The 15,562-nt window shown below is 38.2% G+C and carries 15 protein-coding genes, 1 other RNA gene and 2 pseudogenes; 7 read left to right on the forward strand and 11 right to left on the reverse strand.

The features are described 5' to 3' along the window. Positions 1–56 precede the first annotated feature (56 nt). Genes CYP84_RS04800 through CYP84_RS04835 form a run of 8 tightly spaced genes read right to left on the reverse strand, consistent with a single transcriptional unit; the run spans position 57 to position 5,722 of the window. Entirely contained in the window at positions 57–824 is a 768-nt protein-coding gene (locus CYP84_RS04800) for a TIGR02757 family protein (protein WP_103636851.1), read from the reverse strand. Continuing rightward, positions 821–2,692 carry a flagellar hook-associated protein FlgK gene (gene flgK, locus CYP84_RS04805; RefSeq protein WP_002942291.1) on the reverse strand — a complete coding sequence of 624 codons (1,872 nt, stop codon included), beginning with the start codon at positions 2,690–2,692 and terminating at the stop codon, positions 821–823. Before flgK ends, CYP84_RS04800 begins: the two co-directional genes overlap by 4 nt. Positions 2,693–2,695: 3 nt before the next feature. Then, complete coding sequence (locus CYP84_RS04810; protein WP_103605393.1) at positions 2,696–3,127, reverse strand: flagellar export chaperone FlgN; 432 nt, start codon at positions 3,125–3,127, stop codon at positions 2,696–2,698. A gap of 16 nt (positions 3,128–3,143) precedes the next feature. Then, positions 3,144–3,347, reverse strand: a complete 204-nt coding sequence (locus CYP84_RS04815) for a flagellar biosynthesis anti-sigma factor FlgM (RefSeq protein WP_035142326.1) — start codon at positions 3,345–3,347, stop codon at positions 3,144–3,146. Positions 3,348–3,405: 58 nt separating this feature from the next. Then, positions 3,406–3,705, reverse strand: coding sequence for a rod-binding protein (locus CYP84_RS04820; RefSeq protein ID WP_002942304.1), 300 nt, complete (start codon positions 3,703–3,705; stop codon positions 3,406–3,408). Next, positions 3,705–4,757, reverse strand: coding sequence for a flagellar basal body P-ring protein FlgI (locus CYP84_RS04825; protein ID WP_103636852.1), 1,053 nt, complete (start codon positions 4,755–4,757; stop codon positions 3,705–3,707). The genes CYP84_RS04820 and CYP84_RS04825 overlap by 1 nt, the downstream gene beginning before the upstream one ends. Before the next feature lie 57 nt (positions 4,758–4,814). After that, entirely contained in the window at positions 4,815–5,381 is a 567-nt protein-coding gene (gene rsmD, locus CYP84_RS04830) for a 16S rRNA (guanine(966)-N(2))-methyltransferase RsmD (protein WP_103636853.1), read from the reverse strand. After that, positions 5,378–5,722 carry a hypothetical protein gene (locus tag CYP84_RS04835; protein WP_021089777.1) on the reverse strand — a complete coding sequence of 115 codons (345 nt, stop codon included), beginning with the start codon at positions 5,720–5,722 and terminating at the stop codon, positions 5,378–5,380. The genes rsmD and CYP84_RS04835 overlap by 4 nt, the downstream gene beginning before the upstream one ends. Before the next feature lie 119 nt (positions 5,723–5,841). Here CYP84_RS04835 and CYP84_RS04840 point away from each other — a divergent pair, with 119 nt between their 5' ends. The 4 genes from CYP84_RS04840 to CYP84_RS04855 are packed head-to-tail and all read left to right on the forward strand — an operon-like array spanning position 5,842 to position 8,601. Further along, a complete protein-coding gene (locus tag CYP84_RS04840; RefSeq protein WP_103636854.1) occupies positions 5,842–6,237 on the forward strand; it encodes a FlaG family protein in 396 nt (131 codons plus the stop codon). 2 nt (positions 6,238–6,239) lie between these two features. Beyond that, a complete protein-coding gene (gene fliD, locus CYP84_RS04845; protein ID WP_103636855.1) occupies positions 6,240–8,000 on the forward strand; it encodes a flagellar filament capping protein FliD in 1,761 nt (586 codons plus the stop codon). Between the two features lie 9 nt (positions 8,001–8,009). Beyond that, positions 8,010–8,381, forward strand: coding sequence for a flagellar export chaperone FliS (fliS, locus tag CYP84_RS04850; protein ID WP_009293744.1), 372 nt, complete (start codon positions 8,010–8,012; stop codon positions 8,379–8,381). Next, on the forward strand, positions 8,374–8,601 hold the full coding sequence (locus CYP84_RS04855) for a hypothetical protein (RefSeq protein WP_021085119.1): 228 nt from the start codon (positions 8,374–8,376) through the stop codon (positions 8,599–8,601). Before fliS ends, CYP84_RS04855 begins: the two co-directional genes overlap by 8 nt. A gap of 100 nt (positions 8,602–8,701) precedes the next feature. Here CYP84_RS04855 and rnpB read toward each other — a convergent pair. Then, an RNA gene (gene rnpB / locus CYP84_RS04860) (RNase P RNA component class A) lies at positions 8,702–9,028 on the reverse strand. A 569-nt stretch (positions 9,029–9,597) separates the two neighbouring features. Here rnpB and CYP84_RS11305 point away from each other — a divergent pair. Together CYP84_RS11305 and CYP84_RS11310 are read left to right on the forward strand one after the other, a co-directional pair. Then, positions 9,598–10,425, forward strand: a pseudogene (locus tag CYP84_RS11305) (Cache 3/Cache 2 fusion domain-containing protein); the annotation flags it as partial. A gap of 27 nt (positions 10,426–10,452) precedes the next feature. Beyond that, positions 10,453–11,505, forward strand: a pseudogene (locus tag CYP84_RS11310) (methyl-accepting chemotaxis protein); the annotation flags it as partial. Positions 11,506–11,616: 111 nt separating this feature from the next. On the opposite strand, the gene truD reads toward CYP84_RS11310, so the two are convergent. Next, the gene (gene truD / locus CYP84_RS04870; protein ID WP_103636857.1) at positions 11,617–12,741 is read right to left on the reverse strand and encodes a tRNA pseudouridine(13) synthase TruD; all 1,125 of its coding nucleotides are present in this window, start codon (positions 12,739–12,741) and stop codon (positions 11,617–11,619) included. Then, positions 12,719–13,540, reverse strand: coding sequence for a thiamine-phosphate kinase (locus CYP84_RS04875; RefSeq protein WP_103636858.1), 822 nt, complete (start codon positions 13,538–13,540; stop codon positions 12,719–12,721). Before CYP84_RS04875 ends, truD begins: the two co-directional genes overlap by 23 nt. A 63-nt stretch (positions 13,541–13,603) precedes the next feature. Here CYP84_RS04875 and CYP84_RS04880 point away from each other — a divergent pair, with 63 nt between their 5' ends. Further along, positions 13,604–14,623, forward strand: a complete 1,020-nt coding sequence (locus tag CYP84_RS04880; protein WP_103636859.1) for a hypothetical protein — start codon at positions 13,604–13,606, stop codon at positions 14,621–14,623. Positions 14,624–15,562 lie beyond the last annotated feature (939 nt).

Below are 15,562 nucleotides of genomic sequence, written 5' to 3' on the forward strand. Positions count from 1 at the left end.
TATGGATAAAATTGTATGGCAAGTCTATCCTAAATTTAAAAATTTAGCAATAATTTTTATTTTTTGAGATTTTTTACGATAGTTTCTAGCTCTTTGCTTTGCCCTATTCTGTAAAGCGCAAAGTCGTATTTAATGGGATCAAGCTTATCAAATTCTCTAAGCCTATTTGTAAGCTCCATAACTGCTTTGAAGTCGTAGCTCTTTCTGCCGATAAGCCCTAAATTTAATGAAACCCTATGCGTATGCACGTCAAGTGGCATCAAAAGTCTATCTTTTGGCAAATTTTTAAATAATCCAAGGTCGATGTCGCTATCTCGCACCATCCAGCGAAGATACATATTATAGCGTTTATATGGGCTTTGAGGCTCTTTTTCAAAGCTCTTACCAAAGAAAAACTCATATCCGTCCGAGCGGTAAGAATTTAGCCCATATATAAATTTAATAAGCTCATTTATCCCCCCTATCATCTCGCCATTTTTTGCAAGACCTTGGCGCAAAATTTCCTCTATGCTGCCCTCTTTTTTCAGGCGTGAAAGTGTGATGAAAATTTCTTTTACATCGTTTTCATTTTGAAAGCGGTATTTGAAATTTGACAGATTTTTCTTGATATTTTGCTCGCTCTCATCAAGCAAGCTAAAATCAAGCGAATTTAGAAATTTCACTATCATTTTTGCGTTACCATAGGCAAATAATGCACAAATGAGCGCTATGTTTGGCTCTTTAAATTTAGTAGCTACTTGGAGTGGATCCGGGGCGTCAAATAGCCCCGAATTTGTATTTTTACTAAGTACGTGTGCGTCTAAAAGGCTCTTTAGTTCGCTCATTGTTTTAGTGAAAGAAGCGTGTCAAGCATCTGATCAACGGTTGTGATGATCTTTGCCGCTGCGCCGTAGCTTGCTTGAAAGCGGATTAAGTTTGTAAGCTCTTCGTTGGTATCTACGCCGCTTGTTGATTGAAACTCCTCTTCAGCAGTCCTTTGCAAAGATGTGTTTGTATCGTGGATAGTGTTGTTCGCCTCGGTATCGCTCGCCATATCGGTCGTAAAATAGCGGTAATACCCCTCGATCGTCTCATCTCTGTCAAGCGCAGTGCCACTTGAGTAAAATGTCTGCTTTTGGTACTGAAGCTGGATCATCTTGTTTGCAACTTCGTTGTTTCCCACTACTGGCTTTGAGTAGGCACGAAGCTTTGTGTGATCTTGGGTGAAATTTTGATTGATGCCTATTGTATTTGAGTTTGTACCAGAAAAAAATCTGTTGATACCAACAACACCTGGGAAATTTGTGCCGTGATCGACTATTGAGATGCTATAAAGCCCTTGAGCTTGCTTTGGTATGAGCGCAAATGTGCCTTGATGCGTGTTTTTATCATAAAAATACGACGCTTCAAAAAAGTCATCGACGTCATTTAGCATGTTGTTGTCGTTGTTATCGTCTGAATTTGAGTTAAAATCCTGCACAACAGAGTTGCCGTATTTTGTATCATTCATCGTCGTAGTGCCGTTTATCTCGATGGTCTTTTTGGCTACGACGTTACCCTTGTTGTCATAAACGATAGCATCAAAACTGCCATTTCTTATGCTGTTGTCGTGGTTCATCAGCGTCTTGTCGTTTTCTAGGTAGCTGATCGGATCTGAGTTTGAAATTTCAACCGCAGACTCGGCATAGACGTTGTTTGTGCTAGTTATTAAAGTTTTTGAAAATGTATTTAGATTGTCGATATATTTTTGGATGATACCATCGCTAAATTTATCATTGTCTGGCTCGTAGTTGCGACCTCTAAGATCAAGCGCAGCGCCTATCTTGCCATTTGTGATCTTCTCCTCCATAGGGATGCGTCTGCCATCTTCTCTTTCATAATAAATTTTTGTGTATTGCCCACTCTCGGTTGAGCTCATAGAAATTTCATGGAAATTTACGCCATCAACGATGCTCACACCGCCGATATTTAGGTTGTAGTATCTTCCTTGATCGCTTATGCCTGTATCTATCCTTGACTCGCTTTTTAGATCGCTTTTATAAACAGCTGTATTTACCAGCTTTGACATAGCAAGCTCGAGCTCATCGCGCTTATCACGAAGGTCGTTTGCATTTATCTTGATGCCAGCGTCTGCGCCTGATTCAACTCTTTGAATTTGTTTATTGATATTTGCTATTTGCTTGCCAAGTGAGTTTATCTCGTTTATATTTATCTTTATAGTCTCATCTATCTGCGTGTGCATATCATAAAGCATCTTTGATGAGCGGTTGATGCTAGCTGTTAAAACGCTAGCTTTGTTTATCAAATTTACCTTTTGAGCGCCCTCGTCTGGGTTTGAAGCAAAGTTGTTCCACGCAGCAAAATACTCCTGTATATCTTTTACCATGCCGTTATCTTTTAGGTCTGGGAAGTATTTTGTCGCCTCTTGTAAAATTCTTTGCTTATAGCCTGTATTTTCTAAATTTGATGATGAATATTTTAATCTTGAATAGGCAAACTCATCGTGAAGTCTTGTCACGGTATCTACTTGCGTACCTGTGCCAACACCACCAGGGACTGTGTTCATCGCTGGAGATGCAGACTGCACTACACGCTGCCTTGTGTAGTAGTTACTATCGGCGTTTGTGATATTGTTTCCAGTTGTGCTTATTTGCACTTGGGCTGCATTTAGCCCTGAAACGCCTGTGCCTAATGACATAAAGATATTAGCCATTGTTTAAACCCTTGATTTGTAAAAATTATTATCTGTGCCGCTGCCGTCTTGTCCGTATTCATTAGTCTGAGTACCAAAGACTTTTTTGCTAAGCGAGTCAAAAAACTCCTTAACAACAACGACGTGTCTTGCATATTCTTTATTTACTTTATGCAAAATTTCAAGCTTTGAACGCATAAGCACCAGCTTTGACTTCACTTCATCATCTAAAACGTTTGCAAGTGTCGTAGTGCCACTCTCTTTTGAAACCCTTAATAGCTCTTTATCCAAAGATCTTTTAGTATCTTCAAAAGCGCGCACGAGAGCATTTTTCTTCTTCACACTCTCATCAACGCTTGAGTGCTTTGCCTCTTTTATGTTGGCGATATCTTGCATCGTTAAATTTATAAGCTCGTCTAGCTCGCCTATGGCCTCGTCCAAAAGCTTCTTTATCATTTAAATTCCTTTAAATTTAGAGCAACGCATCAGCCACAGCTTTTGCTGTTTTAGAGATATCTACCTGATAGGTGCCATTTGCTATTGCATCAGCTATCTCTTTTACTCTTGCGTTTTCGTTTGTTTTTACTTCTTTGTTTTCATTTTCAACTCTAGCATCGCTATTTTTATTTAGCGTATTTGCCTGGTAGTTTGGTCTTTGGTTCAAAGGAGTTATCATATCCATACCTCTTAAAATAAAATGTTTATATCACTACATCGGCAAAATATAAATTTACTTAAGAGTCTCTCTTTAAAAAATCGTATAAAAGTTCTGAAAAACCTAAATTTCCACTCAAAGCTTTGCTCATAGCGTCGTTATACATGGACCTGTAAATGTCGCTACCAGCGGCTTTTGGATAGAGTGAGTTCTTATCATCTTCTTTTAAAGCGATATCAAGAACAGCTTTTACCATAAATGCTTCAAAAGCATCAGTTTGCTCTTTCAAAAGTGCATCTTGTTTGGCATTTGCATTTTTTATCTTGTTTGCTGAGATGTCGTTGTATGAATTTAGTGCTAAGGTGTTGTCTATTTGCATTATATTATCTCCAGATCGACTTGTATCGCGCCAACTCGTTTTAAATTTTCAAGTATCGAGATGATGTCGCTTGGTGTTGCTCCAAGTTTGTTTAGCGCTCTTGTCACGTTTGCAACGGTTGTTTTTTCACCTGAAATTTTAAGTAAATTTTGACTAGGAGCCACCGAGGTGTCGCTACCTATATTTACATCATTTTGCGCCGCCTCTTCGTAGCTGTTTGGCTCTATTTTTATTGTAATTGCGCCATGAGTTATCACGACTGGGCTAACTACCGCGTTTATACCGCTAACTATCGTGCCAGTTCTCTCATCAACTACGATCTTTTCATCTGGCTTATACTCGACATCAAGATCAAGCACAGCGCTTGCAAGCTCAATGATACTAACATCATCTGGCTTTTTAACGATGACCGTTCTTGGATCGATCGCCTTTGCAGTATCGTCTGAAATGTTTGCATTTATGGCGTTTTGGATATCAAGAGCGGTTTTAAAATTTGTATCTTTTAGGCTTAGTTTTATGCTATCTTGATTGTAGATATCGTAAGTTACTTCACGCTCCACAAGGGCGCCATTTAAGATAGTGCCAACGGTTGGATGATTACCGCCGCTTCTGCCTGCGCTCTTGCCACCGATACTTAGAGGTCCTTGAGCCAAAGCATAGATATCGCCATCAACACCTTTTAGTGGGGTCATAAGAAGTGTGCCACCTTGTAAGCTTTTTGCATCACCGATAGATGAGATCTCGATATCAAGCTTGTCGCCATGCCTTGCAAATGCAGGCAATTTTGCTGTCACCATAACAGCGGCTGCGTTTTTAGACTTGATATCATCTGGATTTATCTTGACATTTACACCTTGAAGCATGTTTGATAGCGACTGGATTGTAAATTTTGACGTTGAGCCGTCCCCTGTGCCGTTTAGTCCAACGACTAAACCATAGCCTATTAGCTGATTGTCCCTTACGCCAACGATATTTGCAAGCTCTTTTATCTGCGTAGCAAAGGCTGAAGTAGCTATCACTGAAGCTACTACAAAAGATAAAATTTTTTTCATATTTTTTCCTAAAATTTAGCTATTTTAGGTTTTTAAAGCAAAAGATGTTCCAAATTTTTACTGAAAATAAGAGAGAGAAGTGGCTCCAAATTTTTTAAATTTAACAAGCTTATACGCAGAAATTTCATCGCCAAATTTAAAGTCGCTGTTATGCTCAAAAACTATCATGTAAATTTTCTCTTTTTTTAGCTGCGAGATCAAATTTACGAGCTTTTCATAGATATCATCAAAGCCAGCCCTTATGTCAAATGGCGGATCAAGATAGAGCAAAAACTTGCCATTTTGCGAATTTACAAGATCAGGCAAAAGCGCAAAGCTGTCGCCATTTATAGCTTTTAAATTTGCACACTCTAAGCTTGCAAGGTTGCTTTGCGTGATCTTAAAAGCGGCTCTATCTTTTTCGATCGCGATAGCCTCGCGCGCTCCATTGCTAACAGCCTCGCTTGCCATCACGCCGCTTCCGCCAAAGCCCTCTATAAATGTAAGCGAGTAAATTTCATCTCTGATGACGTTAAAAAAGGACTCTTTTACGATGCTTTTTGTGCTTCTAGTCGTGCTTAGACTTGGCAGCTCAAGCCTTTTGCCTTTAAATTTACCACTTGAAATTTTGGTGCAAAGCTTCACTGATTTGCCCTTAAAATTTCAAGCAGATCGGCTTTAAATTTATCTATCAAATTTGAGACTTTTTGCTCCAAACTCTTTTCATTTACTATCTGATCTGGCTCTTTTGCCTTTGAAATTTGCGTGGCTGAGTAAAACTCCTCGAGCGTATCAAGAAGAGTGGCTCTTGTGAATGGATGAGAAAGATGAGCATTCTTACCTATTATAAATAGCGGTTTTTTTGTGACGATCTCTCGGTCACTTACTACAAAATCACAATCCTTATGATGAGCGGCTAAATTTCCACAAAAAAGCAGCAAGGTCTTTTGCAGCAAAATGCAGTCGCATTCAAATGAAATTTTCATATCCCGTCCTATAAATTTTGCTCGATTTTAACCTAAATAATCAAAAATTTATATAAATACTAAAGGAATTTAAAATTTTACCGATGTAGGAGCTAGCGTAAGTTTTAAGGAGTAAAACTATGGAAATTTTCAAAGCAGCAGCAAATCAAACACTTGATGCAAGCATGAGCACGTCGGCTCAGCGTCAGATAGACAGCAGACCTATCGAGCACTCTGATGTCAAAGTAAATGCCGACAAAAACAGCAAATCAAAGGATGCTAACGAGCTTGACGGACTTAGCAACGAGGATCTTGCTAGAAAGACAAGAGAGGTCACTGATAGGCTAAACTATCAGATGCAACAGCTCGATACTAATGTAAGATTTGCTTACAACGAGAAGTTAAATTTAATGGTAGTACAAGTAAAAGACGCCAAAACAGGCGAAGAGATAACACAGCTTCCGAGCAAAGAAGCTATAAAAATCAGCGAGTATTTCAAAGAAAGTATCGGAATACTTTTTGACAAGGAGAGTTAAAAATGGCAGTAGGTAACGTAACAAATTTAGGCATCGGTACAAAAAATAGCGGCCTAAACGATGAGCTTATCAAGAAACTTAAAGAGGCTGATGAGGCTGGACAGATCAAACCACTTACAACAAGACTAGAGAAAAATGAGCTTAAGCAAAAGGACCTTGCAGCGCTAAAAACTCTTGTTAGCAACGTAAATGTTAGTGGTAAAACACTTGGCGGCGAGGCACTTTATCTAAAAAGAAATACAAATAACGCTGGCAAAAGCGTCACAGCTTCAGCGGCAAACGGCGTTAGCGTGCAAAGCTTTAGTATCGATGTGCAAAAACTTGCTCAAAAAGATACATTTCAAAGCAAGAATTTCAAAAATTCTTCAAGCATGGTGGGTGCGACAAATACTGGCTCATTTGACGTTGAGATCGATGGACAAAAATTCTCTATCGGTGTGACAAGATCGACAACATATCAAGATATCGTTGATAAGATAAATGACGTAAGTGGCGGTAAATTGCAAGCTAGAATTTTAAATGTTGGTGGCGATAAACCAAATCAAATAATGCTTCAATCAGGCAGCACTGGCGCTACACAGACTATCAAATTTTCAAACGATACAGCTGGCATTTTAGACAAGCTTGGCTGGGATGATACGCAGTTTCAAGATACAGACGAGCACGGCACAGCGCTAACAAATCCTGATGGCACACCAAAGATGACATCAAATTTGGAGAAAAATAGAATTCTAAAAGCGCAAGATGCAGAATTTACATATAACGGCGTAAATATCAAAAGAAGCAAAAATAGCTTTGACGATCTAAGACCTGGCGTAAATATCACTCTAAATGAGACTGGCAGGACAAATGTCAGCATCTCTCAAAACACTGAAGAGGTCGTAAAAGCGGTTGAAGAGTTTATAAAAGACTACAACCTAATGACCATGAACCTTGAGATCGCTACAAAATATGATGAAGAAAAAGGCGCTGGTACTTTCCAAGGTGTAAGTGAAATTTCAAGCCTTAGATCAAACATCGGACGTCTAGTAAATGGTCAAGATAGCGAAGGCAAAGCGCTAAGTAAATTTGGCATAGTGCCAGATAAAGACGGTCAGCTCCAGCTTGATCTAAATAAATTTAACTCAGCTCTTAGCAAAGATCCAGAAGAAATTCAGAAATTTTTCATGGGTTCAAGCAAGACTGAGCCGATAAGCTACATGGGTAACTCAACCGTTAGCGCAGGTGCGTTAAATATCCAAGCTGGCGATCTAACGATAAATGGCAAGTCAGTTATATTTTCAACCGCAGCTGGCACAACAGCTGAAGATAACGCTCTAAAGCTTCAACAAGCTATCAATGACGCTGGCATCGACGGAGTCACAGCTGGCCTTGATCAAAGTGGCAAGAGGATCATCTTAAAAAGAAGCGATGGCGAAAATATCGAAGTAAAAGGCAAAGCTTCTGCACTAGCAACTCTTGGTATGAGTGAAGCCACTGTAAATCCAGTGACTAAAAAAACTGATGGACTTTTTACAAAGCTAGCTAATATGCTTGATGGCGCTGTTGGTAAGAAAGGCACTATGATCACTATGCAAAATCAGCTAAAAGATGAGAGTGAGTCTATCACTAAAAATAAAGAGAGCACTCAAAAGCTTTTAGATGAGAAATATACAACGATGCAAGAGCGCTTCATCAAGTATAACTCTATCATCGCAAGTTTAGAAAATCAGTTCTCAACTCTAAAATCAATGATAGATGCTGAGATAAACAGTAGAAAATAAGAGAGAAAAATGAATCAAAGTGCATATAGTGCATACGCACAGTCGAGTTTCGGGGGCATCGAGTCCCCGACTAAATTAATAGAAATGCTTTATGATGGAATTTTAAAATTTATATTTCGCACAAAAAAAGCGATCGAAGCTGGAGATATAGAGAAAAAGGTCTATTATATAAACAGAGCAAACGCTATCTTTGTTGAGCTTTTAAACTCGCTTGATTATTCTCAAGGTGACGTGGCTCACTATCTTAGCGGACTTTATACAAGACAGATGCAGCTTCTTGCTATGGCAAATATCCAAAATGATATTAACGCGCTAAATGAAGTAACAAATGTCGTAAAGCAGTTATCAGAAGCATGGAGGGAGGTAACATCAGGTGAATAGCTGGATCAATGAATTTAAGCTAGCGTTAATAAACGAAGATACAAGAAAGCTAGCTGCACTATCACAAAGCTTTAGCGAAGATATGTTTAAAAGCTTAGCTTCAGCTCAAGAAGCACAAGCGCTAATTGGCGGTGCGATAGAGCTTTTTAAAACTAAATCTTCACACATCCAAAACGAGCTTACAAAACTACAAAAAGCTCAAAAATACGTAAAAAATTAATCTAAAATCAAACTTTCAAGGCACGGCATATTTGCCGGTTTTGTCTTGAAAATCTTTTAAATTTACCAACTGCTTGCTACTTGAAATTTACTCTAAATTTAAGGGAGGCACGGCGTTAAGCCGAGTTCTGTCTTGAGCGATCATTTATCTACGCTTGCTTTTACAAACAAGCTCTAGCGAAGGGTTTTAATATAAGACCAAAACCATCCCTTCTTACTGCAAGTTGGGTTTATATGGCCACGCAAGTTACCAAGCGTGCCGGTGGGCTCTTACCCCGCCGTTTCACCTTTACCGCCAAGGCGGAAGTTTGCTTTCTGTTACACTATCCCTTAGGTTTCCCTAGCCATCCGTTAGATGGAACTTTGTCTTATCGCAGCTCGGACTTTCCTCTTTTGCAAGATGCAAAAGCGACCGCTTACCGTGCCAGAGCGTGATTATATTTAAAAATATATAAATTTACCCTGCGACCAAATTTTTCATTAAATTTTGCAAATTTATCTAGGAATTTTTTGATTTTTGAGCATAAATTTTGTCACAACTTGGTATGAAATTAATTTTTTTATTTAATCTTTTTAAAATTTCTTTACAAAAACAAGAGCAAAACGCTCCAAATTTCACTTTTTTGTTATTTTACTTTGAGCCTTAAACCAATCTAATAAAATAGACTACAAATCAACAAAACGATACAAATTTAAATTTTAACCCCTCAAAAGCGCAAATTTCTTGCTTTTGCCAAACTATAAATTTTGCTTAAAAAGCTAAATTTAAATAGCAATTTTTTATAAATTTTTACTCCAGTTTCATAAAAGTTATAATTATAAATATAAAGCAAACAAAAATTTAAAATTCGTTATTTTTCCCCAAAATTCTATATGTTTTACGAGAAAAAATTTGTATAATAAACCCTTAAAATCTAAACCAAGGAGGATATAGATGAATTTGCGTAGCATCTTAGTCAAGGTCTCAGCGATCATCGCTTTAGTTCTTGCCATTTGTATGGCTTGCTTTGTATTTTTTATATCAAACGTTTTGGAGCGTGAGATCAAGAATGGAGTGGCAACTACAGTTAAACAAGACGTTGCACTTGCGATGGATACGGTTGAGTTATTTGATGAAGATAACGAAGATAATGCAAAACTATATATGCATGTCCTAAAAGAAGCTTTAGGCAATTTAAAGACCACTGGACAAACCATAAAGACAGAAAATGACGATGCTTTAGAGCTTATCTCAGATAAAATGGGCGTGTTAAATAACAACCACGAGATATCTGATAAGATCAAAAAGCTAACAAACGGCGGCATCCCAACTATCTTTGCAAAATCAGGCAATGAATTTGCTGCTGTATCTACCTCACTTTTACTAGATGATGGCAGTAGAGCGCTTGGTATGCTAAACAAAACGATCTATCCAAAGATGATGAACAAAGAGACATATGTGGGCGCTTTAAATATTTTTGGCAGAAACTATATGTGTGTCTATGAGCCAGTCATTCAAAACGGCGAAGTTGTAGCGGTTTTATTTATAGGTTACGACTTTACTGAAGGCCTAGAAGATCTTCAAAAGACAATGGCACAAATGAAGTTAGGCGAGCATGGATACTTCTCTATATTTAATACAAAGACTAATAAATTTGAGATCCACCCAACTCAAGCTGGCAAAGAGCTAAGCAGCGATGTTAAAGCTGCTATGGAAAAAATAGTAAAACAAAAAGAAGGTGTTGAATTCGCTAATACTGGTGGTGTTGAACGAGTAGTTGCTTTTGAGCCATTTGACAAGCTAAACTGGATCGTGCTTGGCTCAGCTGTGACTGATGACTTTTTAACCCCACTAAAAGTAGTTAGTAAAAACTTCATCATTGCAAGCATTATAGTTACATTGCTTCTTATCATAGTATCTATCTTCTTGCTTAAAAAGCTAGTTGCAAATCCTATTGATAGACTAGGTGCAAATTTAAATGCTATAACATCTGACTTTACACTTAAAATTCCAATCTACGGCAAAGATGAGATAGCTAAAATAAGCAACGATATAAATAATTTCATAGAGCGCATAAGAGTGCTTATAAGCGATACTAAAAACCTTTCAAGCGAAAACAGCTCAGTTGCTAACGAGCTAAGCTCTACCTCACTTCAAACAGGCAAACGAGTGGAAGAATCAACCCAGATCGTCGAAGAGACAAATCAAAGATGTAAGTCTATGCAAGAAAGCATGAAAGAGTCACTTTCAGTTGCTCAAGCTGGTAAAGATGATCTTCAAAAGGCAAGCACTCATATAAAAACAGCAACTGATGCTATTAGAGCCCTATCATCTCAGATCATAGACTCTGCTAATGTAGAAAATCAAATGGCTGGCAAGATCGAGCAGCTTAGCCGTGACGCTGAGCAGGTTAAATCAGTCCTTGTGGTTATCAACGATATCGCTGATCAGACAAATTTACTTGCGCTTAACGCTGCCATTGAAGCAGCAAGAGCAGGCGAGCATGGACGTGGCTTTGCAGTCGTTGCTGACGAGGTTAGACAGCTAGCTGAGAGAACTCAAAAATCTCTAACAGAGATAAACGCAACTATCAACGTTATCGTTCAAGCGATCAATGATAGCAGTGAGCAAATGGGTATCAACTCTAAACAAATTCAAGAGTTAACCCATGTTGCAAGCGACGTTGAAAAGACGATAAATGATATGAGCGCAACGATGAATAACGCCATAGCGATGTCTGATAAGACTATGCAAGACTACATCGCAACTGGCAAGAATGTAAATGAGATCATGGATGGCATCTCAGAGATCAATCAAATTTCATCTGAAAATGCTAGAAGCGTAGAAGAGATAGCTTCCGCGGCTGAACATCTAAATAAGATGACAGATGCGCTAAATTCTAAACTAAGTGTATTTAGAACTTAAGTTTTTACCTCTTAAATTTAATGTTTTAGGTCTAGCTTTGGCTAGACCTTTTTAAATTTAAACCAGCTAAATTTAGTCAGCAACCCTTTTTGCCCTATCTTTAAATTTAGCCTATTCAAATATATTTTTATGCAAAATTTCTTCTAACACAACTGTGGCATATGAGCCCTTTTGAAGTGTGAAATTTAGACTAAAGTGAGCGTTTTCTTCGTTGTATTTGTAGCTTGTATTTTCTAGATACGCCCAGTTGAAGCGCCTTGAGCCAGCGATCTTTGAAGTAAGCGCAAACGCCTCAGCGAAAATTTCATCCTCAAGCTCTTTTACCACGCCGCTTGCCTCATAGGCCTTTGCGCCGACAATGAGACCAAGGCTTGTTATATCACGCCTAGCAAATCTTTGCGCCTCTTGATCTAAATTTTCACACAAAAAGAGCTTGCCAAACGGATAGTGCCCCAAAACCTCTCCTGGCAAAAGCTTAAAAAAGCTCTCCTGCGCCTTCATCGCCTTTAGATCATCCTTGCTAAAGTTTTTATAAATTTCACCTAGCTCACTTAAGCTAAAGTCGCTCACAAACCTTGAAATCTCAACCCTTTTGCTAAGATAGCGGTTGAAAAGATCGCTTTGATAGGCTGAGATCAAAAAGTCATTTAGCTTTACATTTTTGCTCTTTTTACCATTTATCGTGCCATTTTTAAGTAGCTCAAGGCCAGTTTCAGCATTATCGCCAAATTTACCAAAGCGCTGGTAGCCAAAGTAGTTTGCATAGCCCATTTTATCGATGCTAACAAAGGCTTGCTCTAGCTTTTTAGCGCTACTTGGTAGCACCTTTTTTAGGCGGATGAAAAAGCTATTACCCTTTAGATGTCCTATGCGAAGCTTATTTTTATGCACGTTTAAATTTAAAATTTTCATCTTTTCGTGGCTAAAGTTTGCAAGCGCGCTCTCAAATTTACGAGGCATCGAGATAAACTGTGTCGTCATGCCTTGCTTGTCTTTTAGCCCTGCATAGCCAAAGTCGCGCATCTTAGTCCCTGTAACCTCGCTTAAGGCGTGCAAAGCGTCGCTTGTCGTCATATCTTTTTTAGAAATTTCAACGATCAAGTGCTCGCCGTCTCCACTAAATTCATAAAGTGGTATCTCGCGCACGACAAAATCATCTGAATTTTTAGAAAAATATGCCTCGATGGGCGCATGAGTGAGCGCATAGAGCGGCTTAAAAGTGGTGGCTTCTTGCATTTTGTCTTAACCTTTTGTGTGAAATTTTTGCAAAGATGTTGATCTTTGTCCTTGTTTTTGCGGCGATCCTTTTTATGGCGCTTAAATTTTTAGGGCTAAAGGTAAATAAAACCTCGTACTCCTCGCCGCTACTAAGCTCAAATTTGCTTAGTTTTTTTGTAAATTTAGCGCCCTTTTTGCTAGCCTTTAAAAGCTTGCCAAGGTCGTTTTTTAGCCCGTCTGAGATATCCATGGCGGAGTTTATAAGATGAGCTGCTTTGTAAAAAAATTTATCTCTTAAAACAGGTCTTTTAAAGCGTGAGTTTTTTGAAATTTGAGCCAGTCTTAAAAGCGAGTTTAGCCCCTTTTGGCTGCCTCCAAGCTTGCCAGTAAATGCGATAAGATCGCCAAATTTAGCATTTTTTCTAAGCACAGCCCTGCCCTTTAGCTCGCCGATCACGCTAACGCTTATGTTTAAAATGGGGCTACTTATCGTGTCGCCGCCTATTATCTTTACGCCAAACTCCTCGCACGCCCTATTTATGCCCCTACTTAGCTCGTCTATCTGCCGAGGTGTGAAGCTCTTAGGCAGACTAAGCCCAAGAAGGGCAAATTTAGGCTTTGCGTTCATTACGATCGTATCTGAAAAATTTACGATCATCGCCTTGTAGCCGATCTCTGCAAGGCTTAGCCAACCAAGCTTAAAGTGCGAATTTTGCGCAAAAATGTCCTTGCTAAAGACCATTTTGCCAGCAACCGCCGCATCATCGCCGATATATGCGTTACTAAAGCGTTCAATCGTAAAATTTTCTTTATCCATTGAGCTATTATAATGAAACTCCTTTTAAATTTAGGATAAAATAAGCCCAAAAAAAGGATACAGATGCAAAGAGTTGAGATTTTTAGATTTGACGCGAAAAGAGATGTTTTGGCATATTTTAAGCCATATTTTTTAGAGATTTCAGACTTTGCAAACTTAAACGAGCTTTTTGCCCACGTAAAGAGCATAGATCCCTACTTTAGCCCATTTGAAGGCTTTGTCAAGGTAAATGACGTCGTAGTTAGCACCGCCAAGCCACTTGCAAATTTAGCTCAAAAATTTGGAGACGAGCTTTGCATAGCCCCGCTTGATGAAAAAAGAGCGCTCTTGGACCTTGCTATAAATGATGATGACTTTTGGGCGAAATTTGAGCCATTTGCTAGCTTTTGCAAAAGAGCTGACAAAGAGCTTTACGCTAGCTTTAAGCCCTATTTTTACGCTGATTTTGTAAAAGACTACGAGCCAAATTTTATAGGAGCTGCCGCGATAATGCTAGCTCATCATCTTTACAAAAATGAGAAAAATGATGAAATTTTAAAGCTAATTGGCGATAAAAACGGCGTTTTGATAGCCTGTGGGCTTGATGACTTACTATTTGAAGGTAGCGAAATTTATAGTGAGGCGATTAGATTTTTCAAAGAAATTTTAGGCGTAAAAGCTGCGCCAAAATATGAAAATGAGCTTGAAAAGATAGAAAAACTTAGTAAATTTATAGAGTTTAAGATAGCCATAAAAGACAGACTGCCTGCAAATTTAAGCGCATACAAGGCAAATTTTATAGAGCTAAATGCCAAAATGCCTTGTGGATATGATCTTTTAAAGGCCGATGAAGAGCTAGCCTGCAAGCTTGCTAGCAAGATAGTTTTTGCTGCATTTGATAGTGGGGCTGACTTTTTGCTAGCTAGCAACGAGGCTGAGTTTTATATCTTTGACACTCTGGCAAAAAAGCTTGAAAAAAGTGCCAACAGAAGTTTGCAAGACTTTTACGTCCTAAGAGTGGGCGAGCTAATGGCGCTTGAAAATGGCGAGATACCAAACAGCCTAAAAGAGCATGTTTTAAAGGTCGGTTTGGTAAATTTGTAAGCTGCGTCAAAAAACAAGATATAAAAGTCGCCGTAAATGCTAGGCTAGTAGCAAAACAGACAACCGTGCGAGCCTAAAAACAACCCAAAAGCACATTTATAAAATTAAATAGCCAAGTTACGACTATTAGATTTTTAAATTTAAGAGTCTTAAAACCAGCTGCAAGTCTATTAAATTTAAATTTTTTGCGCGATATTTTTTAAAGCTAGTAAAACTAACAAATTTTGATTTATAGCGAAGTTACAGCTCCAAAAGCAAGATGTCAGTGGTCAAAAAATGAGATTTATTAAATTTGTGGTCAGTTTTGACAATCCACTTCTAAAATTTATGCTTACATTTGCCTTGCAGTACAAAATGGCAAAATTTACTTAAAACAACAGATGATCTTTTAAAAATTGATATAGTAAAAATTTAATTTTATAACACCGCAGCCTATCACACCACAATAGTGCGAGCCAAAAAACAAACAAAGCAGATCGCTATTTAATGCCCCTATCTAGCAAATTTATAAGCCAAATTTACTAGCTTTATTTTAGGTTTTCTTCTAAATTTGGTCTCTTGCACCAAATTTCTTTTAAAGCAAAAGACCAGCAGGCAAAGTTTTATATTTCAACACAAAACAAGCACGTAGCCTAACTTAAAATACTTTAAATTCCACAAGCTCACTATTTAAATTTGATCCAATACGCTAACTTTAACTATTTAAATACTAAAAAATTATTAGAAAAAGTCGGTCGGCAATGCTTTATATTTACATCCAAATTTATCCAAAACAAGCACAACACAGCTTTTAAAAACGCACCTGTAACCTGCTAACTTTATTAAATTAAAAGTTTTCACACTTCTGATTTTTTAAGTTTAAAAATTTCTACACACATCGCAATAGATCAAATTTAAAATTTCTTAGCGCACAACTCTAAATTTTACCTCCAATAAGGC

It is taken from the genome of Campylobacter concisus, from assembly GCF_002912425.1.
Taxonomy (GTDB): domain Bacteria; phylum Campylobacterota; class Campylobacteria; order Campylobacterales; family Campylobacteraceae; genus Campylobacter_A; species Campylobacter_A concisus_AH.